The organism is Pseudomonas sp. PDM25, from assembly GCF_019219045.1.
In the GTDB taxonomy this organism is placed as follows: domain Bacteria; phylum Pseudomonadota; class Gammaproteobacteria; order Pseudomonadales; family Pseudomonadaceae; genus Aquipseudomonas.
Genome location: NZ_JAHUWL010000002.1, coordinates 311176 through 335238, shown reverse-complemented (window position 1 = coordinate 335238; position 24063 = coordinate 311176). Strand labels below are relative to the sequence as shown.

Sequence of the window (24063 nt, the reverse complement as noted above, 5' to 3'; positions counted from 1 at the left end):
AGAATCATGAAGTACATATTTGACATCGTGCATGGCTTCTTCACCCAGCTTCGCAGCCTGGTGATGATCTTCGGCCACGCCTTCCGCAAGCGCGACACGCTGCAATACCCGGAAGAGGCGGTGTACCTGCCGCCGCGCTTCCGTGGCCGTATCGTGCTGACCCGCGACCCTGATGGCGAAGAGCGCTGTGTAGCCTGCAACCTGTGCGCCGTGGCATGCCCGGTCGGTTGCATCTCGCTGCAGAAAGCTGAAACCGAAGACGGTCGCTGGTACCCGGACTTCTTCCGCATCAACTTCTCGCGCTGCATTTTCTGCGGCCTCTGCGAGGAAGCCTGCCCGACCACCGCAATCCAGCTGACACCGGATTTCGAGATGGCCGAGTTCAAACGTCAGGACCTGGTGTACGAGAAAGAAGATCTTTTGATCTCCGGCCCCGGCAAAAACCCTGATTACAACTTCTATCGTGTTGCAGGTATGGCGATTGCCGGGAAGCCGAAAGGCTCCGCGCAGAATGAAGCCCAGCCGATCAACGTGAAGAGCTTGCTGCCTTAAGGAAGAAAGATGGAATTCGCTTTCTATTTCGCATCGGGTATCGCGGTTGTGTCCACGCTTCGCGTGATCACCAACACCAACCCTGTGCACGCCCTGCTCTACCTGATCATTTCGCTGATCGCCGTGGCGATGACGTTTTTCGCCCTCGGCGCACCGTTTGCCGGTGTGCTGGAAGTGATCGCCTACGCTGGCGCCATCATGGTGCTGTTCGTGTTCGTGGTGATGATGCTGAACCTGGGCCCGGCCTCGGTTCAGCAAGAGCGCGTCTGGCTCAAGCCCGGTATCTGGCTCGGCCCGGTCGCGCTCGGCACCCTGCTGCTGGTTGAACTGCTGTACGTGCTGTTCAGCCACGACAGCGGCCAGGCCATCGGCCACACCACCGTAGACGCCAAGGCCGTGGGCATCAGCCTGTTCGGTCCTTATCTGCTGGTGGTCGAACTCGCCTCGATGCTGCTGCTCGCCGCAGCGGTCACGGCGTTCCACTTGGGCCGCAACGAAGCCAAGGAGCAATGACGATGCCTGCTATCCCTATGGAGCATGGTCTGGCGGTCGCCGGCATCCTGTTCTGCCTCGGTCTGGTCGGCCTGATGGTCCGGCGCAACATTCTTTTCGTGCTGATGAGCCTGGAGGTCATGATGAATGCCTCCGCACTGGCCTTCATCGTTGCCGGTAGCCGCTGGGCGCAGCCGGATGGACAGATCATGTTCATCCTGGTGATCAGCCTGGCAGCCGCCGAGGCCAGTATTGGCCTGGCGATTCTGTTGCAGCTGTATCGCCGCTTCCACACTCTCGATATCGACGCTGCCAGCGAGATGCGCGGATGAATCTTCTCTATCTGACTTTCGTATTCCCTCTCATAGGTTTCCTGCTGCTGGCGTTCTCACGCGGCCGCCTCTCGGAAAACCTGTCGGCGCTGATCGGCGTCGGTTCCATCGGCTTGTCGGCCATCGTCACGGCTTATGTGATCTGGCAATTCAACGTCGCGCCACCTGAAGGTGGTCACTACACCATGGTGTTGTGGCAGTGGATGGCGGTGGAAGGCTTTACGCCTAACTTCGCGCTGTACCTGGATGGTCTGTCCCTGACCATGCTCGGTGTGGTGGTCGGCGTCGGCTTCCTGATCCACTTGTTCGCGTCCTGGTACATGCGCGGTGAAGCCGGTTACTCGCGCTTCTTCGCCTACACCAACCTGTTTATCGCCAGCATGCTGTTCCTGGTCCTGGGCGATAACCTGTTGTTCCTGTACTTCGGTTGGGAAGGCGTGGGCCTGTGCTCGTACCTGTTGATCGGTTTCTACTACAGCAACCGCAACAACGGTAACGCGGCACTCAAAGCCTTTATCGTCACCCGGATCGGCGACGTGTTCATGGCCATCGGCCTGTTCATCCTGTTCGCGCAACTGGGCACGCTGAACATCCAGGAACTGCTGGTGCTGGCGCCACAGAAATTCCAGGCCGGCGACTTCTGGATGGTCATGGCGACCCTGATGCTGCTGGGCGGCGCTGTCGGTAAATCGGCGCAACTGCCGCTGCAAACCTGGCTGGCGGACGCGATGGCCGGTCCTACTCCGGTTTCGGCACTGATCCACGCCGCAACCATGGTGACCGCCGGTGTCTACCTGATCGCCCGTACTCACGGCCTGTTTGCCCTGGCGCCGGATATCCTGCACCTGGTTGGCGTTGTCGGCGGTGTGACCCTGGTACTCGCCGGTTTTGCCGCACTGGTCCAGACCGACATCAAACGCATCCTCGCCTACTCGACCATGAGCCAGATCGGCTACATGTTCCTGGCATTGGGCGTCGGTGCCTGGGATGGCGCGATCTTCCACCTGATGACCCACGCCTTCTTCAAGGCGCTGCTGTTCCTTGCGTCCGGCTCGGTGATCGTTGCCTGCCACCACGAGCAGAACATCTTCAAGATGGGCGGCCTGTGGAAGAAACTGCCACTGGCCTACGCCAGCTTCATCGTCGGTGGTGCCGCTCTGGCAGCCCTGCCACTGGTGACCGCAGGCTTCTACTCCAAGGACGAAATCCTCTGGGAAGCGTTCGCCAGCGGCAACCACGGTCTGCTGTACGCCGGTCTGGTCGGTGCGTTCATGACTTCGCTGTACACCTTCCGCCTGATCTTCATCGCGTTCCACGGTGAAGTGAAGACCGAAGCGCACGCCGGTCACGGCATCGCTCATTGGCTGCCACTGTCGGTGCTGATCGTATTGTCTACCGCCATTGGCGCGATGATCGTTCCACCGCTGCACGGTGTGCTGCCGGAAAGCGTCGGCCATGCCGGCGGCGAAGCCAAGCACAGTCTGGAAATCGCCTCGGGCGCCATCGCCCTGTCCGGTATCCTGCTGGCCGCGCTGCTGTTCCTCGGCAAGCGTCGTTTCGTCACTGCAATCGCCAACAGCGGCATCGGCCGCTTCCTTTCGGCCTGGTGGTTCGCTGCCTGGGGCTTCGACTGGATCTACGACAAACTGTTCGTCAAGCCATACCTTGCGCTCAGCCACGCACTGCGCAAAGACCCGCTCGACCAGACCATCGGTCTGATCCCGCGTATGGCCAAAGGCGGTCACACCGCCCTGAGCCGTACCGAAACCGGTCAACTGCGTTGGTACGCGGCATCGATGGCAGCCGGCTCCGTGCTGGTCATCGGCGCCATCGTGCTGGTAGCGGTCTGAATATGAACCTTGCGAACTTGCGAAAGGAATTGAGCCCGTCATGATTCTGCCTTGGCTAATCCTGATCCCCTTCATCGGCGGCCTGCTGTGCTGGATGGGTGAGCGCTTCGGCGCTACCCTCCCCCGCTGGATTGCGCTGTTGACCATGACCCTGGAACTCGCGCTCGGCCTCTGGCTGTGGGCCCACGGTAATTATTCATTTGCTCCGGCGCCTGGCGCCGATCCGACCTGGGCGCTTGAGTTCAAGCACATCTGGATCGAGCGCTTCGGCATCAGCGTGCACCTGGCCCTCGACGGTCTGTCGCTGTTGATGATCCTGCTGACCGGTCTGCTGGGTATCCTCTCGGTACTCTGCTCGTGGAAAGAGATCCAGCGTCACGTTGGCTTCTTCCACTTGAACCTGATGTGGATCCTGGGCGGTGTCGTCGGCGTGTTCCTCGCCCTCGACCTGTTCATGTTCTTCTTCTTCTGGGAAATGATGCTGGTGCCGATGTACTTCCTCATCGCGCTCTGGGGTCACAGTTCTTCGGACGGCAAGAAAACCCGGATCTACGCGGCGACCAAGTTCTTCATCTTCACTCAGGCGTCCGGCCTGATCATGTTGGTGGCGATCCTGGGTCTGGTCCTGGTCAACTTCAACGACACCGGCGTGATTACCTTCAACTACGCCGACCTGTTGAAAACCAAGATGTCGCTGACCACCGAGTACATCCTGATGCTCGGCTTCTTCATTGCCTTCGCGGTGAAGCTGCCAGTGGTGCCGTTCCACTCCTGGTTGCCTGACGCTCACGCCCAGGCGCCGACAGCGGGTTCGGTCGACCTGGCCGGTATCTTGCTGAAAACCGCTGCTTACGGTCTGCTGCGTTTCGCCCTGCCGCTGTTCCCGAATGCCTCGGCCGAGTTCGCGCCGATCGCCATGACCCTGGGTCTGGTGGGGATCTTCTACGGTGCGTTCCTGGCCTTCGCCCAAACCGACATCAAGCGTCTGATCGCTTACTCTTCCGTTTCCCACATGGGCTTCGTGTTGATCGGCATCTACTCCGGCAGCCAACTGGCGCTGCAGGGCGCGGTGATGCAGATGCTGGCTCACGGTCTGTCGGCCGCGGCACTCTTTATCCTCAGTGGTCAACTGTACGAGCGCACTCACACCCGTGACATGCGTGAGATGGGCGGCCTGTGGTCGAAGATCGCTTACCTGCCGGCCGTCAGCCTGTTCTTCGCTGCCGCGTCCCTGGGCTTGCCGGCGACCGGTAACTTTGTGGGTGAGTTCCTGATCCTGATCGGCACGTTCCCGAGCGCTCCACTGATCACTATCCTCGCGACGTCCGGTCTGGTGTTCGGGTCGGTCTACTCGCTGATCATGATCCACCGTGCCTACTTCGGCCCGTCCAAATCGGACGCGGTGCTGCATGGCATGGATGGTCGCGAACTGATCATGGTGGTCGGTCTGGCTGCGTTGCTGATTTTCATCGGCGTGTACCCGCAACCGTTCCTCGATACCTCTGCTGCGACGATGCATGGCGTGCAGCAATGGCTCGGCACCGCCTTCACTCAACTCGCTTCGGCCCGGTAAGAGCGCTATGGAATTCACGACTCAACACTTTATTGCGCTTGCGCCGTTGTTGATCACCAGCGCCACGATCATCGTGGTGATGCTGGCAATCGCCTGGCGCCGCAACCACTCGCAGACCTTCCTGATTTCCGTGGCGGGTCTGAACCTGGCGTTGCTGTCGATCCTGCCAGCCCTGAAAGTCGCGCCTCTGGCCGTGACTCCATTGCTGCAAATCGACACCTTCGCTTGCTTGTACATGGCGCTGATCCTGGTCGCCACCCTCGCTTGTGTGACCCTCGCCCACGCCTACCTCGGCGATGGCGGTTCGGGTTACCCGGGCAACCGTGAAGAACTTTACCTGCTGATCCTGATGGCCGCCGCCGGTGGCCTGGTACTGGTCAGCGCGCAGCACCTGGCCGGGTTGTTCATCGGTCTGGAACTGCTTTCGGTGCCGGTCTACGGTTTGGTGGCTTACGCCTTCTTCAACAAGCGTTCGCTGGAAGCCGGTATCAAGTACATGGTGCTGTCGGCGGCTGGTTCCGCGTTCCTGTTGTTCGGTATGGCCCTGCTCTACGCCGACTCCGGCAGCCTGAGCTTCGTCGGCATCGGCCAGGCCCTCGCGGCCACCGGCCTGCCAAGCTCGCTGGCGCAACTGGGTCTGGGCATGATGCTGATCGGTCTGGCGTTCAAGCTGTCGCTGGTACCGTTCCACCTCTGGACCCCGGACGTTTACGAAGGTGCTCCGGCACCGGTGGCTGCGTTCCTGGCCACCGCTTCGAAAGTGGCTGTGTTTGCGGTAATGGTGCGGCTGTTCCAGATCTCGCCGGCTGCAAGCAGCGGTGTCCTGAGCGACGTGCTGACCATCATCGCCATCGCGTCGATCCTGTTCGGTAACCTGCTGGCACTGACCCAGAGCAACCTCAAGCGTCTGCTGGGTTACTCGTCCATCGCTCACTTCGGGTACCTGCTGATCGCCCTGGTGGCGAGCAAGGGTCTGGCCGTGGAAGCCATCGGCGTGTACCTGGTCACCTACGTGATCACCAGCCTCGGCGCGTTCGGCGTGATCACCCTGATGTCCTCGCCGTACAACGGCCGCGACGCGGATGCCCTGTACGAATACCGCGGCCTGTTCTGGCGCCGTCCGTACCTGACCGCCGTCCTGACCGTGATGATGCTGTCCCTGGCCGGCATCCCGCTTACCGCGGGCTTCATCGGCAAGTTCTACATCATCGCTACCGGCGTCGAGTCGCACCAATGGTGGCTGGTCGGTTCCCTGGTACTGGGCAGCGCCATTGGCGTTTTCTACTACCTGCGCGTCATGGTCACCCTGTACCTGATCGAGCCGAACCTGCGTCGCCACGATGCGCAACTGCACTGGGAACAACGTGCAGGCGGCGTGATGCTGCTGGCGATCGCCGCACTGGCGTTCTTCCTCGGTCTGTATCCGCAACCGTTGCTGGTGCTGGTTCAGCAGGCAGGGTTGGCGGGTTGATCGCTTGAGCGACACTCGGTAGAAAACAGAAACGGCACCTTCGGGTGCCGTTTCTGCGTTCAGGCCTTCACAGTTTCTTCACCATATGTGGGAGCGAGCCTGCTCGCGATGGCGTCGGCATGTTCAACATCGTCATTGCCTGACATTGCGCTATCGCGAGCAGGCTCACTCCTACAGGTTGTGTGCCGTTCGCTAATTCTGTGGCCCCCCCCCCCGGATCACTGTGGGGTGCACCCGCAGGGCTTGGCGTTCCACCCACATGACGAAATTGTAATTCCCCCATCACCTTGGCGTTATCCGCAGCTTGCAACGATGTCACCCGGCGACCATGCCGGCGGGCCTTCTCCGCCGAACAATAAAACCCACGCCGAAGCACGTTCCCGTTCTGCCGAACCCAAGGAGTGATTGATGGTTAACAATTCAAAAATGTCGATGGCCGCTTTAGCAGTTGTGGTCGGCTCCGGGCCGTCCATGGTGTTTGCAGAAGACAAGCCCGAGGGCTTTATCGAAGGCAGCAGCCTGACGGTGCTCAACCGTAACTTCTACTTCAACCGTGATCACCGCAACGGCCAGTCCAGCCCCACCGGCAATGGTTATTCCGAGGCTTGGGCCCACGCGGTGATCAGCAAGTTCGAATCCGGGTTTACCCAAGGCACCGTCGGCGTCGGTGTCGATGCGTTTGCGATGATCGGCTTGAAGCTCGACACCGGTGACGGGCGCAACGGTGGCCGTAGTTCGTTCGATGTGCTGCCAGTCAACAGTGATGGCGAGGCGCGGGATGAGTACACCAAGATGGGTGGCGCCGCCAAAGTGCGAGCCTTCGATACGGTGGTCAAGGTCGGTGACGTGTTCCCGGCCAACCCGGTGGTGGCGGCCGGTGACTCGCGCTTGCTGCCGGAGAGCTTTCGCGGCGTGACGGCGACCAACACCAGCATCGAAGGCCTGTCGATTCAGGGCGGTCGGTTGCATGCGATGAGCCAACCCGTGTCCAGCGACATGCGCGAGAACTTCGCCACGTTTTATGCCGGCCCGGTCAATTCGCCGTGGATCGCTTACGGCGGCGGCGACTATGTACTGAACAAGAACCTCAGTTTCAGCCTGTACTCCAGCCGCCTCAAGGATGCCTGGAATCAGTACTACGCCGGCACGGCCTGGACCTATCCGCTATCGGAAGACCTGTCGCTGTTTGGCGGCCTGAACTATTACAAGGCGGTCGACGAAGGCAAACAATTGCTCGGCAAGTTCGACAACAACATCTGGAGCGGCCGGGTCGGCGTGAAACTCGGCGCGCACTCCGTCGCTCTTTCGCACCAGCGCAACAACGGCAATGACGACTTCGACTACCTGCGTCAATCCGACTCGATCTTCCTCGACAACTCCATCCAGTACAGCGACTTCAACTCGCCCAAGGAACGTTCGTGGATGGTGCGCTACGACCTCGACATGACCACTTACGGTGTGCCGGGGCTATCGTTCATGACTCGTTACGCCCGAGGCACCGACGCCGATTACTCCAACGCCAACGCCGTGTACATGCGCCGCGATGCTGACGGCAATCCGCTGACCGACCAGAAGCGCTGGGAGCGTGATGTCGAAGTCAAATACGTGGTGCAGAGCGGTTCGATGAAAGACCTGTCGCTGCGTTTGCGCCAGGCCACGACTCGCGCCACGGCGTTTGAATCGGATCTGGATGAAGTGCGGGTGATTGTCGAGTACCCGTTGGCGATTCTCTGATTGAGCGGTTGCTACACATTCACCTTTAGAAGCTCCTTGCTCCTTTGGTAAGAGGTGAATCTTTGGCGTCCTTCGGGGCGCCTTTTTTATGTGCGCCTGAATAAAACCCATAGGAGCTGCCGAATATTCGGTAGCTCCTATGGGGGAATCCGGTCCTGGCCATCAAGACGGTGTCAGCCGCCGCGATTGCGGCAATCCCCCGCCACCGTGTATTTGATGGTGTTGAGCTGGCCCTTGGAGTCTTCATAGGTCATGGCCGTGGGGACTACGGCGCAGGCAGCTGGCGGGCGCACAACGCTCACCACTTTCACCACGTCCAGCTTCATTCCGTATACGTAGTCCTTGACCACCGGCGCCGGTTTGCCCTGGTTGGCCGCGTACTGCTCCATGGCTTTGGTATTGGCACTCAGCGCCCGCTCGAACGTCCGGTCACCACCCCCCTCGGCGAACACATTCAGGGACATCGTCAGCACGCTGGCGAACGTCATTAACTTAAGCACTTTCATATCCATTTCCTTCCAATCCTGGCTCATAAAAAAACCCGGCATCGAGACTCGATGACGGGCTTGTTCAAGTGCGATGCGCTTACAAGTCTTTGGTGTTGCCGTCTTTCTTTTCATTGACGACGACGGGGTCGCGAGCTTGTTCCTTGGCGACGAACAGCTCTACAGAGCGGTCATTGGCGGTCATCATTTTTTCGAAGGTCCGATCACCGCCGCCTTCGGCCAAGACCAGAGAAGACATCGCCAACGCTGCTGCAAAGGCACTGATTTGTACGAATTTCATGTTTGATTCCTCGTTTAAGTAGCTGACGGGATCAAGGTAACAATCCGAACCTTTCCTAACGGTGGCGCGCAAATTACATATCCGTTATGTGCCAAAAAACTGTGGGGGCGAGCCTGCTCGCGAAAGCGGTGGGTCAGTCAACATCAGTGTCGGCTGACAGATTTGCTATCGCTAGCAGGCTAGCTCCCACAGGGGGATTACCTATTTGGTCGGGATTTGGTCTTCGTCCCGGCGATGGGCGAGCTGATACAGCGCCGGCAAGATCAGCAGCGTCAGGAGGGTCGAGGACAGGATCCCGCCAATCACCACCGTCGCCAATGGTCGCTGCACTTCCGCGCCAGTACCGGTCGCCAGCGCCATCGGAATAAAGCCCAGGGACGCCACCAGCGCCGTCATCAACACCGGGCGCAGACGTGTCAGCGCGCCTACGTTGATCGCATCAGACAGCGAACGCCCCTCCTCCCGCAGGTTGCGGATGAACGCAATCATCACCAGCCCGTTGAGCACCGCTACCCCCGACAGCGCGATGAAGCCCACGCCTGCCGAGATCGACAGCGGAATGTCGCGCAACCACAGCGCCATGACCCCGCCGGTCAACGCAAACGGAATCCCGGTGAACACCAGCAAGCCGTCCTTGAGGTTGTTGAACATCATGAACAGCAACCCGAACACCAGCAGCAAGGCCACCGGCACCACGATCTGCAGACGCTTGGCCGCCGATTGCAGTTGCTCGAACTGCCCGCCCCAACTTATCCAGTAACCCGCAGGCACCTGCACCTCTCGCTCGATTACCTCGCCCGCGTCTTCGACGAACGAACCGATATCGCGCCCGCGCACGTTGGCGCTGACGATCACCAAGCGCTTGCCATTTTCGCGGCTGACCTGATTCGGCCCCAGCACCAGATCAAGGCTGGCGACTTCTTTCAAGGCAATAAAACCAATCTGATCAGCCGCGCCATTGAGCAGTGCTGGCACCGGAATCAACAGCGCCGACAGACCTTCGATGTCCTTGCGCATGGCATCGGACAACCGCACCACCATGTCGAAACGCCGGTCGCCTTCATACAACGTGCCGGCCTGACGCCCACCCACCGCGACGGCAATGGTGTCCTGCACATCGCCGACGTTGAGCCCGTAACGCGCCGCCTTGTCGCGGTCGATGTTGATGGTCAGTACCGGCAGGCCGGTGGTTTGTTCGACTTTGACCTCAGAGGCGCCATTGATCTTCTGCAGGGCGGCGGCAATCTTCGCCGCGGTGGCGTTGAGCACGGCCATGTCATCGCCGAACACCTTGACCGCGACGTCGCTGCGCACGCCGGAGATCAGTTCGTTGAAGCGCAACTGAATCGGCTGCGACAGTTCATAGTTGCTGCCCGGCAACGTCGCGGCGGCCTGTTGCAGTTCCGCCATCAGGGTTTCGCGGGACTTGCCCGGGTCCGCCCATTGCTCTTTTGGCTTGAGCATCACGTAGCTGTCGGAGATGTTCGGCGGCATCGGGTCGGAGGCGATTTCCGCAGTGCCTGTGCGGGCGAACACGCGCTCGACTTCCGGTACTTTGCCCAGGATCAGGGTTTCCAGACGCTGCTGCATGTCCACCGATTGCGTGAGGCTGGTGCCCGGCACGCGCAAGGCTTGCAGGGCAAAATCGCCCTCGCTGAGGCTCGGCACGAACTCGCTGCCCATGCGGCTGGTCAGCACGCCACTGAGCACAATCACGCCCAACGCCGCGCCCACCGCCATGGCGCGATGGCTCATCACCCACGCCAGCGCCGGCGCATACGCCCGACGCGCACCGCGCATCACCATGCCCTCTTCTTCCTTGACCTTGCCGGTGACGAACAGCGCAATCGCGGCAGGAACAAAGGTCACCGACAGCAGCATGGCGCCGAGCAAGGCGATGACCACAGTGAACGCCATCGGATGGAACATTTTTCCTTCGACGCCGCTCAGGGCAAAGATCGGCAGGTACACGACCATGATGATCAACTGGCCGAAAATCAGCGGTCGCCGAGCCTCTTTGGCCGCCGCAAACACTTCACGCAAACGCTCGGAGCGGGTCAGCAAACGCCCGTGATGCTGCTGTGCATGGGCCAGCCGTCGCAGGGTGTTTTCGACGATCACCACCGCGCCGTCGACGATGATGCCGAAGTCGAGGGCGCCCAGGCTCATCAGGTTGGCGCTGACCCTGTTGCTGTACATGCCGGTGAAGGTGAACAGCATCGACAGCGGAATCACCATCGCGGTAATCAGTGCCGCGCGGATGTTGCCGAGGAACAGGAACAGAATCGCGATCACCAGAATTGCGCCTTCGATCAGGTTCTTTTTTACCGTGGCAATGGCCTTGTCCACCAGGTGCGTGCGGTCGTACACCGGCACCGCGATCACGCCTTTGGGCAGCGAACGGTTGATCTGTTCCAGCTTGCTGGCGACGGCCTGGGACACGGTGCGGCTGTTTTCGCCGATCAGCATGAACACCGTGCCGAGCACCACTTCACGGCCGTTTTCCGTGGCCGCGCCGCTGCGCAGTTCGCGGCCGATGTCCACGGTGGCGACGTTCTTCACCCGGATCGGCGTGCCATCAACGTTGGCCATGACGATATTGGCAATGTCCTCGATGCTCGCCACCTGTCCCGGCGCCCGAATCAGCAACTGCTCGCCGCTGCGCTCAATGTACCCGGCGCCGACGTTGGCGTTGTTGCGCTCAAGCGCCGTGATCAGGTCGGTGAGGGTCAACTTGTAGGCTGCCAGCCGTTTCGGATCGGGGGCGATCTGGTATTCCTTGGCAAAGCCGCCGATGGTGTTGATCTCGGCCACACCAGGGACGTTGCGCAGTTGCGGCTTGATGATCCAGTCCTGAATCACCCGCAAATCCGTCGGCGTGTACGCGCTTCCATCGTCCTTGAGCGCGCCTTCCCTGGCTTCCACGGTCCACAGGAATATTTCGCCGAGGCCGGTGGAAATCGGCCCCATCACCGCGTTGGTGCCGTCGGGCAATTGCTCCTTGGCGATCTGTAACCGCTCGTTGACCAATTGCCGGGCGAAGAACAGGTCGGTGCCGTCCTTGAAAATCACCGTAACCTGCGACAGCCCCGAACGCGACAGCGAACGGGTCTGCTCCAGCGCCGGCAGACCGGCCATGGCGGTTTCAATCGGGAAGGTGATGCGCTGCTCGGTTTCCAGCGGCGAGAACCCGGCGGCACCGGTGTTGATTTGCACCTGGACGTTGGTGATGTCGGGCACGGCGTCGATCGGCAGTTTTTGATAACTGGCGATCCCGAGGCCGGCCATGAGCAGAACGGCGAGCAGCACGATGATGCGCTGCTCGATGGCAAACTGGATCAGGCGTTCGAACATGAGAACCTTCTCGTCGATGGGGCGAATCGATGGGCGTCTTTAGTGGGAGTCTTCAATGAGCTTCTTCAATGAGAGTGCTCGGCCGAGGCCTTGCCCAGTTCCGATTTGAGAACGAAGCTGCCGGCCGCAGCGACTTGCGCACCGGCCTCCAGCCCCTGCGTAACTTCCACCTGCCCCGCTGCGCGACTGCCCAGCTCCACGGCCCGCGCCTCGAAGCCGCCGTCGGTGCGCACGAACACCGTGGGTTTGTCCTCGACGGTCTGGATCGCAGTTTCCGGCACCGCCACGTTGGCCTGACGGCTGTCGGTGGCGACCCGTGCGGTGACGAACAATCCGGGACGCCACGAACCTTGAGGGTTTTCCAAGGTGACGCGAACGGTGGCGGTGCGGGTCTGTTCGCCGAGTAAACTGCCGACGTAAGCCACCGTGCCGGCGACTTGCGCATTGAGTTCCGGGGCGCTGACGGTGACCGCTTTGCCCACTTGCACCTTGTTCAGATCCTTGGGCGAAACGCCGAAGGTCACCCACACTCGCGACAAGTCCGAGAGCGTGAACGCCGCCGTGGTTTCGTCGACCACCTCCCCCGGCGTCAGGTGCTTTTCCACCACCACGCCGTCGAACGGCGCGCGCAGTTCATAACGATTGCCGCCGGTGGCAACCACGCTGCCACTGAGTACGCTGATCTTTTGCCGGGCGTTGTTCACGGCGATTTCAGCTTCTTGCAGCGCCTGGCGCGCTTGCAACACATCCTGCTCGGCGGAAATCCTGTCCTGCCACAACTGCTTCTCGCGCTCGTAAGTGGTGCGCGCCAAGGCCAGGCGCCGTTGCGCCGCAGCCTGTTCGCTGCGCTGATCGGAGATCTGCTGACTGGCGATCACCGCCAGCAGCTGGCCCTTCTTCACCCACTGCCCGAGATTGACCGACACCGACTCGACGACCCCAGGCACCCGCGGTACGACGTGGGCGGTGCGGTCTTCGTCGAAGCGCACTTCGCCGGGGAACGACAAACCGAGGCTGATGCTTTGCGCCCGTGCTTGGGCCAGTTGAATGCCCGCCGCCGCGATCTGCTCGGCACTCAACGTCAGATGCCCCTCTTCGCCTTCGGTATGTTCGCCTTCGGCTGCAGCGCCTTTTTCGGCATGGTCCGCATGCTCCGCCGCTTCATCGGCGTGGGCCTCGATGGACCCGTTACCCGCCCACATTGAGCCAATACCAATGCCCAGCGCCAACGTCGCCACCGCGACAACGATCAGTTTTTTATCCATGGAAACTCCTCTGCGCCATGCCATCGCGCAGTGATCTGAAAGGTGAAATTCAAGGGCTGACGGCGAGTGCGCCGAGGTCGCCGAAAATGCGTTCGATGCGCACCCGCGCGTCCGTCGCCTCGGCAACGGCCTGGAGGTATTGAGTACGGGCGCTGATCAGGGTGCGCTGGGCGTCGAGCACGTCGAGGAAACCGAACTTGCCCATTTCGAAGCCGCGCGTGGCGCTGTCCACTGCACGTTGTGCGGAGGGCAGGATGGTCTGGTTGAACGCCTGGACTTCGCCGTTGGCGGTCTGCCATTGCTCAAGGGTGGTCTGGATTTCGCTGCGCAAGCGCAGCTCGGTGGCGTTGCGCAAATCCCGCGCCTGATCGGTACGCCGCGCCGCCGCCAGCACGTTGCCCTGATTGCGGTTGAACAGCGGAATCGGCATCGATAGCCCGACCACGTTGACCCGCTCGCGCTCCAGTTCGCTGTACTGACTGCCGATGCTCACGGTCAGGTCGGGAATCCGTTGCGCCTTCTCCAGTCCCAACGATGCCTCGCGTTGATCGATCTGCAACGTGGCCAGCCGCAGCTCGGCGGTCTCGTTCAGGCGCTCCAGCAAGCGGGTCGGTGGCGGCACGGCGGGCATGCTTTGCGTGGCCGTCTGCACGGTGGTCGAGGTCGGTATCGGTGCGCCCATGACCTGCGCCAGTTGCTGATAGGCGTTGGCCTGATCGCGTTCGGCGCGGCTCAGTTCCAGTCGCACTTCGGAGCGTTGCACTTGCGCTCGTGTGCCTTCGACCGGCGACGACTTGCCCGCCTCGATCCGCCCCAGCGCCACGCGCAATCCGTGCTCGGCCAGTTGCAGCGACTGGCGAGACAACTGCAAGCGTTGCTGTGCAGTCTGGGCGCTGGTGAACGCCTGAATCACATCGGCGCGCAAGGCGTTACGCTTGCGCTGCAGTTCGATCCCGGCGGCGTCCTGGGCGCGGCTGGCGACATCGATCCGCGCGCCGCGCTTGCCGCCCAGTTCAATCGGCTGGCTGAGCATCACTGTGGTGGTGCGTGAATCGCGGCGGGTGTCCTCGGCTTCCCACGACACTTCGGGGTTGGGGATCAGACCGGCCTGCTGGCGGTCCCCCTCGGCGATGCCGATTTCCCATTGCGCCGCTGCCAGATCCGGGTTGCGGGCGAATGCGGTTTGCAGGGCCTGATCGAGGGTCAGGGTCGATGCATTGGCAAAAGGCGCGCCGACCAGCAACAAACCGCCGCTGACCATGACCACCCACGCCGTTTTTTTCAGGCGTGACCGCGCCGTCAGTTCTCTTAAACCGGGCAATGGAGTACTTCCTTTAATCAAGAATCTTCGATGCCGCCACGGTAGGGTTTTGAACTTATCGACAAGGTGACTGAAACATTACAAATCCGTTATCCACGGTTGCACCAAGTTGTTTTGCTTTAGCATGCAAAGTGCAAATACCTAACTAGCAATACATAGAAACAAATGATGTACCGTCATCCGCCGAACAGCACTTGTCTCAATCCAGCGCTCATGAGGCAGATGGATTTGTTCCCGCCTGCTGCGACAGGCTGTCGCAGACTGCGGTTTTAAAGCCTCAACACCGAGTAATCGGTTGACTCTGTAGTCACTACAGCCTTTACCGTGCACGCCTGCAAACGGAGAAAGTACTGTAGAAAATTAGTGAGTCGTTATTCAAACCCGTCCGGAAGCCCTTACAAAAACAACAACTTTCCCGGCCACCTTAATTAAATATTCATTCAATGAAAGTGGTGATTGATCATGCGAATCCTTGTCGTCGAGGACGAGCTTAAAGCTGCCGAATACTTACATCAGGGACTGACGGAAAGTGGTTATATCGTTGACCACGCCGCCAACGGCGCCGATGGATTGCATCTGGCGCAACAACAGGTTTATGACCTGATCATTCTGGATGTGAATCTGCCGGAACTGGACGGCTGGGGCGTGCTGGAACAACTGCGTCGCACCCACTCCACGCGGGTGATGATGCTCACCGCGCGCGGTCGCCTGGCTGACAAGATTCGTGGCCTCGATCTGGGCGCCGACGATTATCTGCTCAAGCCGTTCGAGTTTCCGGAATTGCTGGCACGGGTGCGCTCTCTGATGCGTCGCAGCGAGAACATCCCGGTGCCGCAGGTACTGAAAGTCGCCGACCTGGAACTCGACCCTGGCCGTCATCGTGCGTTTCGTGGCGAACAGCGTATCGACCTGACCACCAAGGAGTTCGCCCTGCTGCATCTGTTGATGCGCCAGTCCGGCGAAGTGCTGACCCGTACCCAGATCATTTCCCTGGTGTGGGACATGAACTTCGACTGCGACACCAACGTGGTCGAAGTGTCGATCAGGCGTTTGCGGGCGAAGATCGATGACCCGTTCGACAACAAATTGATCCACACCCTGCGCGGTGTCGGCTACGTGCTGGAGTCGCGGGAATGAAGCCGGCCAGCCTGTCGATGCGGCTGGGGCTGACGGTCAGTATTCTCGGCGCGCTGCTCGTGGTGTTCCTGGCGATCCTGGCGTATTTCGCCCTGACCCATGAGCTGAACGAGTTATCCAGGGACAGTCTGGAAAAGAAGATGGAGCAGGTTGAACACAGCCTGTCGCTGTACACCGATCCCGGCGAAATCAGGGCGAAACCGCACATCCTGCTTGATCAGGTCATGGGCCATGACAACCTCACGCTAACCATTTACGACCGCAACAACCTGCGCACGCAACTGCTCAAATCCGGCACCGGCATGGCCGATCCGCGACTTGAATTGAAGGCGGTGCGGGCCGTCAGCGACGAGTTGGCCTACACCACCAACACCGACGCCAAGGGGGCGAAATTCCTCACGGCGTCCAGGCTGATCAGCCTCAAGGACGGCACCCGCGTCCCGGTGCTGTTGTCGATGGACAACGCCCACGATGAGGCCTTGCTCAGCGCCTACCTGCGCTCGACCCTGATTGCCTTGCCGTTGCTGCTGATCTTTATCGGACTGAGTGCCTGGGGCGCGGTGCAGCGCGGTCTGGCGCCGATGCGTGAATTTCGCAAAGTGGCGGCGATGGTCTCGACCCAGGATCTGGATCATCGGCTGTCGGTGGTGAACATGCCCCAGGAGCTGAGCGAACTGGCGCAGGGCATCAACTTTATGCTGCATCGCCTCGATGCCGGTGTGCAGCAGCTGTCGCAGTTCTCTGATGATTTGGCGCATGAGTTGCGTACGCCGATCAACAATTTGATGGGCAAGGCGCAGGTGACGTTGTCCCGCGAACGCAGCGTGGATGAGTACAAGGATGTGCTGGTTTGCTGCACTGAAGAGCTGGAGCGCGTGGCGCGGATTGTCTCGGACATGCTGTTTCTGGCACAGGTCAGTCATCCGTCGGCGCTCGCGCCGTTCGAGTCGGTTGCCCTGGAAGAAGAAGCCTGGAAACTCGCCGAGATGTTTTCCCTGTCGGCGCAGGACAAGCAGATCCATCTGAACGTGGTCGGCAGTGCGCGGGTGATGGGTGACCGGTTGATGATTCAACGGGCGATCTCGAATTTGCTGTCCAACGCGCTGCGCCACTGCCCGGTCGGGAAAACCGTGACGCTTCTGATCGAGCGCGGCGCGACCCAGGTTTCGTTGCTGGTCAGCAACCCTGGCGCGGGGATTGAGGCACAGCATCTGCCGCACCTGTTTGATCGGTTCTACCGGGTCGACAGCAGCCGCTCGCGTTCACAGGGCAGCACCGGGCTGGGGTTGGCGATTGTGCGGTCGATCATGAGCCTGCATCAGGGGGTGGCCGAGGTGAAGAGCTTGCCGGGGGCGATGACGGTGTTTCGGTTGGGATTTCCTGCGGTTGAGGGGGTGGCGCGCTGAGGTGTCCGGCTCCAGGCCTCCAATGTCCGGGCCGGCCCCTTCGCGAGCAAGCCCGGCTCCCACAGTGATTGGGGGTGGCCACAGAATCTGTAGACATCACTGGAACCTGTGTGGGCTTGCTCGCGATCGCAATGGAACAGGCGCCAAAGAAAACGGCACCTGATCAGACGGTGTGAAACCACCTTCAGTGCGTTTTCACACCGTCTGTTCGGGTGCCGTTTTGCATTTGTGGGTCCGAACGCAGATTCGGCGGTAAAAAGCCGCTGACTCAACACGCCGTTTTGTTTGAAACGTCTTTGTGCGTTATAGGCAAAGTCGTTGCGCACAGCATCCAAAGGATCACAAATCGCAGTCACCACGATTTAACCCCCCCATGCAGCTGAAATTTCAGACAAATGCGTACGCCAAAATCGTTGGGCGAGTATGTTTTTAAATACTGTCCTATTCAGCGACCACCCATTAATCACGAAAAAATCGTCAATCCGACAAATGATGTGTACGTATTTCATCCACCCTTGAAAAGCCACATTGAAACTTCCAGTCATTTTTGACCGATCCAACATCTGACTTATACATTTACTCCGTGCTCGATAAGGCACATCAAACTTCTAACAAAGAGAGTTCAATCATGGGTTACATGAGTAGCTGGAACGCCAACAAAGTTATCGATCTTGAACAACAGGAAGCCCCTACGGAAGAGCAAATCGAAGAACTGCAACTGACTGAGGCCGAGCAGGCCGAACTGGAAGCTGTATAAAAAACGGGGGGCCACGGCCCCCCGTTTCTCAAGGGAACGGACAATGAACAGGTTCACAAATGCTGAACGAGAGCTCAGCCTGGAGCAGGCAGAGCAGAGGATTGGTGCCGAACTGGATGGCCTGGGACTCAGCGTCGACACCCGCACACTTGGCCGGCAGATCGTCGCTGTGCACGTTTCTGTCAGCGCCACCGATCCACATCGTACCGCCAGAGGATCGGGTAAAGGTTACCCACAACACGCCCGTGTCGGTGCGCTTTATGAAACGCTGGAACATTATTTAAGTGACTCGTTCAACACTTCCGATATTCACTATATAGCCCCGCGGTATTTTTCCGAAACGCCACTATTTGCCGACGACACTGTCCTTGCACATATCGTCAAACAACCCAATGCCTTAACAGGCTGCCGAACGTATACCAGCGTTTTAAATAACACTACATTTTCTTATCCGGTCGCCCTGAGCACTCCCGGCTATTCACGGCAGGCGCCGGATCAAGACACAACGAACTATGGCGCACTGCAGCGTTATGCCAGCAATAGTGGAACGGCTATTGGCGCAAGTTATAACGAGGCGGTTTTGCATGCAGCCAATGAATGCATAGAGCGTGATGCACTTTCGTTGTTTCTACTGAAACACTTTTACTACGAAGTCCACCCGCCCTTGCGCCGCATCGCGCGCCTGTCCGCTCAAGACGCTCTGGGTCGGCTATGGCTGGACGCCGAAACGGAGATCGGCGCCGAGATTGTCCTTGTCGACATCAGCACTGAATTTCTTGCACGAACCTTTTTGGCCTTTTCAACCGCTGCTTGCGCCCAGCCACGAGTCTTCGGCACCGGTTGCTCGATCAGTGCCAGACACGGCGCGTGGCGAGCGCTGACCGAGCTGGTGCAGTTGCATCACTCGGCCTCGGAACCTGAGTTCAGGGACTATTTGAACAACGCCCAACGTCATTTGACTAAATTCCCTCGCCTATTACGCTGCCTGCGATTCGATCTGTATCCACTGTTGAACCTGTGCGAGCAGCAAACGGTGAACTTGCCCGTCGCCTACGATGAGCGGTCATTGGCCGAGCAAATCGACTCGCTGGCCGAAGACCTGCACCGGCATGGGCGCACGCTGGGCATTGCACAGCTTCATCAGACCGAACTCGGGACCACGCTAGTCAATGTCGTCATTCCGGGGCTGGAGCGTTTTTTCGTTGTTTCCAGCGGCAATGTGGTGATCCCGCAGGCTCGGGGGCAGCGCCTGGAAAACAGGCTGGGAGTGCCGGCATGAACCTTCGATTCGATACGAACGCCCCCCTTCGAGAACAACGGCTGGCTGACACCTTCGTCCATTCCCTTGCCCCCCCGGGCGAACTCAATCGCTACATCGAACCCTTGGGGCCAGGACTGCACCATCTCTTCGTTTTGCGTATCAATGAGCGCGACTGGGTAGGCCGAAAAGTCCTGCAATATACCGAGCCTGACGGCTGGCACATCAACAGCCTGCTAAGGCCCTGGATGTTGCTCGGCCCACTGGCTCAACTGCATTGGGGTAATGAAGGTGCAGTGATCACTTTTCGAGGGGTTACTCCGCAAGAAAAGGAAACGGCTTTCCACATTGCGCAGACTCAGCCGGACAGCGAAGTCTATTTCCCGTTTGCTGCCACTGATGACACCGGGCAGGAGTTTGTATGCCCGCCCGAATACTGGCAGTGCACTGAGTCGCTCGTCTCGCAACTGGATGCCGACGAAAGTCACTTTCGCCAGCATTGTGCTGCCTTGCTCAAAACGATATCGAGCGCTGGCACAGTGATCCATGATCCGGCGTGCTCGACTGGTGAGTTCATTGCGCACCTGGCCCGCGAGCTCCCGGATCGTCGTTGTCTGGGCTCTGATCGATCAGTTTCGATGATCGAGCACGCAAAATTTCGTCATGGCACCTCATCCGCCGAGTTTTACCTGGCCGACGCCCGCAACGTCGCCTCAACCGGCGTTAAATGTGATGTGCTGATACTGCGCTTTCTCAATGCCGAAGTGATGACTCGCACCGACGCGCAGCAAACATTGCACGATATGGCACCGTGTGTGAACCCGGGTGGCACCCTTATCATTTTCGGCCATACGCCCGTATTGATCGCTGTTCCCTACATGGCCCAGGTATTGAAACTGGAGCTGGTTTCCAGCGTAGCGGCCCGCCCTGGACACAAGGAATTGTTTCAGTTCTATCGGCTGAGGGCTCCCCTCTGATGGCTGCCTTCCTGAACAAAAGCTACTACCCAACCGGCGACGGCCACCATCTTTACTGGGAGCGGCACGGTACACCGGGCAGCGAACCGATATTTTTCCTGCACGGTGGCCCGGGTGGTCGCTGTACTTCCCATCACCTTGAGTTCTTTGATCTGCGATGTTTCGACATCATTGTGTTCGACCAGCGTGGCTGCGGGCGCTCCCGCCCTCTCGGCGAGCTGCGACACAACAACACCGGGCTATCCGTTGAAGACATCGATGCCCTGCGTCGGCATTTTGGTTTCGACAAAATCAGCTTGTTGGGCGTTTCATGGGGAAGCTGGCTGGCCATTCAATACCAGCAGCGCTATCCCGAGGCCGTTCTGAAAACCACACTGGTCTCGGTGTTTGTGCCGTTCTCGGCGAATGTCAGTGCCTACGATAAAACCTTGAGCGAACGCTTATCTGAAATAACCAATGGCTCCAGTGGCGCCAGTGCGCGAGGTATCTACCAGATATTGAGCCATGGTTGCGAGGTACAACAGCGTCAGGCAGCCATCCATTGGCTGCAGACCATTTTGCAATTGAATGGGCAATCAATGCGCCTGTGCGCACTCGAAGACTTCGTCAATGAAGAAGCCGTGCGCGCCATCCGGCTGGAGTTGCATTACCACGTTAATCATTACTACTTCACACGAGCGGACGAGAGTCTTTCGCTCGACGCCAATACCCTGGTGATACAAGGCATCAGGGACACCTTCGGCATGTCCAGTGTGCGTTGGCTTCGTCAGCGCCAGAACATTCGTTGTCGTCTGCTCCACGCCGGACACAACGCCTTCGACCTCCCGATACTGAAGGCCGTGCAACAGTCACTGAAACGTAAAAGTGACCGTTAACAAAAACGGCACCCGAAGGTGCCGTCCAACACGGCTAATGGTCTGTTACTTACGCGCCGACTCCCACGATTTCAGCAGTTCGTTGTAGCTCACGGTTTCACCTTTAGGCTTCTCGTTCGCCAGTTTTGGCTTCGGTGCACCCGGTTGATCCAACCAGTACTGCGCGTCGCGCTCGGGGTTCATTTTCGGGGCGCAGGTGGCTTGCGCCTTCGAGCGTTCCAGACGGGTCATGATCGCGTCTTGATCCTTGGCCAGACCATCGAGCGCCTGTTGCGGGGTTTTATCGCCACTGGCGGCTTCGGCGATATGGCTCCACCACAGTTGTGCCAGACGCGGATAGTCCGGCACGTTGGTCCCGGTCGGGGTCCATTGCACGCGGGCCGGGCTGCGATAGAACTCGACCAGACCACCGAGTTTCGGTGCCAGGTCGGTCATGGCTTGCGAGTTGATGTCCGACTCGCGGATCGGCGTCAGGCCGACGATGGTTTTCTTCAGGGATACGGTTTTCGAAGTCACGAACTGCGCATACAGCCAGGCCGCGAGTTTTTGCTTCTCAGGCGTGGACTTCATGAACGTCCAGGAACCCACGTCTTGATACCCCAGTTTCATGCCCTGCTCCCAGTATGGCCCGCGCGGCGATGGCGCCATGCGCCATTTCGGCGTGCCATCGGCATTCACCACTGGCAAACCCGGCTTGGTCATGTCGGCGGTGAACGCGGTGTACCAGAAGATCTGCTGGGCGATGTTGCCCTGGGACGGTACCGGACCGGATTCGGAGAAGGTCATGCCTGCCGCTTCCGGTGGCGCGTACTTCTTCAGCCAGTCGACGTATTTGGTGGTGGCAAACACCGCGGCCGGGCCGTTGGTATCGCCGCCACGGGTCACGCTGGAACCCACCGGATGGCAGTCTTCGACACGAATGCCCCACTCGTCCACCGGCAAACCGTTGGGCAAACCCTTGTCGCCGCCACCGGCCATTGAGAACCAGGCATCGGTGAAGCGCCAGCCCAGGGACGGATCTTTCTTGCCATAGTCCATGTGCCCGTAGATGCGCTTGCCGTCGATTTCCTTGACGTCTTCGCTGAAGAATTTGGCGATGTCTTCATAGGCCGACCAGTTCACTGGCACGCCCAATTCGTAGCCGTATTTTTCCTTGAACTTGGCTTTCAGCTCCGGCCGCTCGAACCAGTCGGCGCGGAACCAGTAGAGGTTGGCGAACTGCTGATCAGGCAATTGGTAGATCTTGCCGTCGGGCGCTGTCGTGAAGGAAATGCCGATGAAGTCCTTGATGTCCAGGGTTGGCGAGGTATACGCCTTGCCTTCGTTGGCCATCAGGTCGGTGATCGATTCGGTCTTGCCGTAGCGAAAGTGCGTACCGATCAGGTCCGAGTCGTTGACCCAGCCGTCATAGATGCTCTTGTCCGACTGCATCACGGTCTGCAGCTTTTCCACCACGTCGCCTTCTTGCAGCAGATCGTGGGTCACCTTGATCCCGGTGATCTCGGTAAAGGCCTTGGCCAGCACCTTGGACTCGTATTCGTGAGTGGTCAGGGTTTCGGAGACGACTTTGATGTCCATCCCGCGAAACGGCTCGGCCGCCTTGATGAACCACTTCAGCTCTTCGAGCTGTTGGGCTTCGGTCAGGGTGGACGGTTTGAATTCGCTGCCAATCCATTTCTTGGCGGCGTCTTCATAGGCATCGGCCCAGGCTGCAGCACTCAGCCCGCTGAGTGCCAGCATGGCTGCCAATGAAACGCTATGTCGCAGCTTATTGTTTTTGTCGAACATAGAGACCTCCTTTTAGGGTTTCGGAGCAACTTTGCCGAGCGATTCGACTAGCCCCAACGCATCACAGCCAACAGCCACACCAGGGACAACGCGAACGCAACCCAGATGCTCCAGTCGGTGACGCCGATTACCAGCAAATGCAGGTAGGCGCTGCCGAGAAGACCGATAAACAACCGATCGCCACGGGTGGTGGCAATCGGCAACAAACCACGGCGAAGAATGCTCGGCGAACGCAGTTCCCAGGTCGTCATGCCCACCAGGATCAGGGCAATGACGGTGAAGAATGCCGCCGTAGGGCCGGTCCAACTCATCCATTCCATCATCAGCTCCTCAGACCCGGCCCAGGGCAAAGCCCTTGGCCACGTGGTTGCGAACAAACCAGATCACCAACATGCCTGGCAGGATAGTCAACACCCCCGCCGCCGCCAGCACGCCCCAGTCGATGCCGGATGCCGAGACTGTGCGCGTCATCACCGCCGCAATCGGTTTGGCGTTGACCGACGTCAGCGTCCGTGCCAGCAGCAGTTCGACCCAGGAAAACATGAAGCAGAAAAACGCCGTCACGCCGATCCCGGAACCAATCAGCGGAACGAAAATCTTCACGAAGAACTTGGGAAAACTGTAGCCGTCGATGTAGGCGGTTTCGTCGATCTCCTTCGGCACGCCAGACATGAAGCCCTCAAGAATCCACACCGCCAACGGCACGTTAAACAGGCAGTGAGCCAGTGCCACCGCGATGTGGGTGTCGAACAAACCAATCGAGGAATACAACTGGAAGAACGGCAGCAAAAACACCGCCGGCGGCGCCATGCGATTGGTCAAGAGCCAGAAGAACAGGTGCTTGTCACCGAGGAACCGATAGCGCGAGAACGCATACGCGGCCGGCAATGCCACGCTCAGCGAAATCACCGTGTTCAGGCTCACGTAGTACAGCGAGTTGAGGTAACCGGTGTACCAGCTCGGGTCGGTGAAGATCACCTTGTAGTTGGCGAAGGTGAAATCCTGGGGAAACAGCGTCAGACCGCCGAGGATTTCGTTGTTGCTCTTGAAGGACATGTTCAGCAACCAGTAGATCGGCACCAGCAGGAACAGGATGTAGATCAGCAGTGGAATCAGCTTTCTCTTGCTCATGGCG

At 59.4% G+C, this 24063-nt stretch carries 21 protein-coding genes; 13 read left to right on the top strand and 8 right to left on the bottom strand.

The window, feature by feature from the left end:
• The first annotated feature begins 6 nt into the window (after positions 1 to 6).
• From nuoI to KW848_RS03985, 7 genes are all read left to right on the top strand, one after another.
• Entirely contained in the window at positions 7 to 552 is a 546-nt protein-coding gene (nuoI, locus tag KW848_RS04015; protein ID WP_007905075.1) for an NADH-quinone oxidoreductase subunit NuoI, read from the top strand.
• 9 nt (positions 553 to 561) lie between these two features.
• Positions 562 to 1065, top strand: coding sequence for an NADH-quinone oxidoreductase subunit J (gene nuoJ / locus KW848_RS04010; RefSeq protein ID WP_008146049.1), 504 nt, complete (start codon positions 562 to 564; stop codon positions 1063 to 1065).
• Positions 1066 to 1067: 2 nt separating this feature from the next.
• Positions 1068 to 1376 (top strand): NADH-quinone oxidoreductase subunit NuoK, encoded by a 309-nt coding sequence (gene nuoK, locus KW848_RS04005; RefSeq protein ID WP_007946416.1) that lies wholly within the window; start codon positions 1068 to 1070, stop codon positions 1374 to 1376.
• Positions 1373 to 3226 (top strand): NADH-quinone oxidoreductase subunit L, encoded by a 1854-nt coding sequence (gene nuoL / locus KW848_RS04000; RefSeq protein WP_218535867.1) that lies wholly within the window; start codon positions 1373 to 1375, stop codon positions 3224 to 3226. The genes nuoK and nuoL overlap by 4 nt, the downstream gene beginning before the upstream one ends.
• Before the next feature lie 40 nt (positions 3227 to 3266).
• Entirely contained in the window at positions 3267 to 4799 is a 1533-nt protein-coding gene (gene nuoM / locus KW848_RS03995) for an NADH-quinone oxidoreductase subunit M (RefSeq protein ID WP_111448969.1), read from the top strand.
• A 7-nt stretch (positions 4800 to 4806) separates the two neighbouring features.
• A complete protein-coding gene (gene nuoN, locus KW848_RS03990) occupies positions 4807 to 6270 on the top strand; it encodes an NADH-quinone oxidoreductase subunit NuoN (RefSeq protein ID WP_033057078.1) in 1464 nt (487 codons plus the stop codon).
• Positions 6271 to 6678: 408 nt separating this feature from the next.
• Positions 6679 to 8004 carry an OprD family porin gene (locus KW848_RS03985; RefSeq protein ID WP_218535864.1) on the top strand — a complete coding sequence of 442 codons (1326 nt, stop codon included), beginning with the start codon at positions 6679 to 6681 and terminating at the stop codon, positions 8002 to 8004.
• 173 nt (positions 8005 to 8177) lie between these two features.
• On the opposite strand, the gene KW848_RS03980 is transcribed toward KW848_RS03985, so the two are convergent.
• From KW848_RS03980 to KW848_RS03960, 5 genes are all read right to left on the bottom strand, one after another.
• Positions 8178 to 8510 (bottom strand): DUF2790 domain-containing protein, encoded by a 333-nt coding sequence (locus KW848_RS03980; protein ID WP_218535862.1) that lies wholly within the window; start codon positions 8508 to 8510, stop codon positions 8178 to 8180.
• A 79-nt stretch (positions 8511 to 8589) separates the two neighbouring features.
• Positions 8590 to 8790 (bottom strand): co-regulatory protein PtrA N-terminal domain-containing protein, encoded by a 201-nt coding sequence (locus KW848_RS03975; protein ID WP_218535860.1) that lies wholly within the window; start codon positions 8788 to 8790, stop codon positions 8590 to 8592.
• Positions 8791 to 8991: 201 nt separating this feature from the next.
• Entirely contained in the window at positions 8992 to 12144 is a 3153-nt protein-coding gene (locus KW848_RS03970) for a CusA/CzcA family heavy metal efflux RND transporter (RefSeq protein ID WP_218535858.1), read from the bottom strand.
• Between the two features lie 65 nt (positions 12145 to 12209).
• Complete coding sequence (locus KW848_RS03965) at positions 12210 to 13409, bottom strand: efflux RND transporter periplasmic adaptor subunit (protein ID WP_218535855.1); 1200 nt, start codon at positions 13407 to 13409, stop codon at positions 12210 to 12212.
• Positions 13410 to 13458: 49 nt separating this feature from the next.
• Complete coding sequence (locus tag KW848_RS03960) at positions 13459 to 14730, bottom strand: TolC family protein (RefSeq protein ID WP_218535853.1); 1272 nt, start codon at positions 14728 to 14730, stop codon at positions 13459 to 13461.
• 462 nt (positions 14731 to 15192) lie between these two features.
• Between KW848_RS03960 and KW848_RS03955 the strand changes: the two genes are divergently transcribed.
• The 6 genes from KW848_RS03955 to KW848_RS03935 all read left to right on the top strand — a co-directional run bounded on the left by KW848_RS03955 (position 15193) and on the right by KW848_RS03935 (position 21140).
• A complete protein-coding gene (locus KW848_RS03955) occupies positions 15193 to 15867 on the top strand; it encodes a heavy metal response regulator transcription factor (RefSeq protein WP_074880806.1) in 675 nt (224 codons plus the stop codon).
• Positions 15864 to 17273, top strand: a complete 1410-nt coding sequence (locus tag KW848_RS03950; RefSeq protein WP_218535850.1) for a heavy metal sensor histidine kinase — start codon at positions 15864 to 15866, stop codon at positions 17271 to 17273. The genes KW848_RS03955 and KW848_RS03950 overlap by 4 nt, the downstream gene beginning before the upstream one ends.
• 628 nt (positions 17274 to 17901) lie before the next feature.
• On the top strand, positions 17902 to 18030 hold the full coding sequence (locus KW848_RS31690; protein WP_256365022.1) for a hypothetical protein: 129 nt from the start codon (positions 17902 to 17904) through the stop codon (positions 18028 to 18030).
• Positions 18031 to 18073: 43 nt separating this feature from the next.
• Entirely contained in the window at positions 18074 to 19309 is a 1236-nt protein-coding gene (locus tag KW848_RS03945) for a YcaO-like family protein (protein WP_218535849.1), read from the top strand.
• Positions 19306 to 20265 (top strand): trans-aconitate 2-methyltransferase, encoded by a 960-nt coding sequence (locus KW848_RS03940; RefSeq protein ID WP_218535846.1) that lies wholly within the window; start codon positions 19306 to 19308, stop codon positions 20263 to 20265. The genes KW848_RS03945 and KW848_RS03940 overlap by 4 nt, the downstream gene beginning before the upstream one ends.
• Positions 20265 to 21140 carry an alpha/beta fold hydrolase gene (locus KW848_RS03935; RefSeq protein ID WP_218535844.1) on the top strand — a complete coding sequence of 292 codons (876 nt, stop codon included), beginning with the start codon at positions 20265 to 20267 and terminating at the stop codon, positions 21138 to 21140. The genes KW848_RS03940 and KW848_RS03935 overlap by 1 nt, the downstream gene beginning before the upstream one ends.
• 45 nt (positions 21141 to 21185) lie before the next feature.
• Here KW848_RS03935 and KW848_RS03930 read toward each other — a convergent pair whose 3' ends face one another.
• The 3 genes from KW848_RS03930 to KW848_RS03920 are packed head-to-tail and all read right to left on the bottom strand — an operon-like array spanning position 21186 to position 24059.
• Positions 21186 to 22928 carry an ABC transporter substrate-binding protein gene (locus KW848_RS03930; RefSeq protein WP_218535842.1) on the bottom strand — a complete coding sequence of 581 codons (1743 nt, stop codon included), beginning with the start codon at positions 22926 to 22928 and terminating at the stop codon, positions 21186 to 21188.
• 47 nt (positions 22929 to 22975) lie between these two features.
• Positions 22976 to 23248, bottom strand: a complete 273-nt coding sequence (locus tag KW848_RS03925) for a DUF2160 domain-containing protein (protein WP_218535840.1) — start codon at positions 23246 to 23248, stop codon at positions 22976 to 22978.
• 10 nt (positions 23249 to 23258) lie between these two features.
• The gene (locus KW848_RS03920) at positions 23259 to 24059 is read right to left on the bottom strand and encodes a carbohydrate ABC transporter permease (RefSeq protein WP_111448972.1); all 801 of its coding nucleotides are present in this window, start codon (positions 24057 to 24059) and stop codon (positions 23259 to 23261) included.
• Positions 24060 to 24063: the final 4 nt, after the last annotated feature.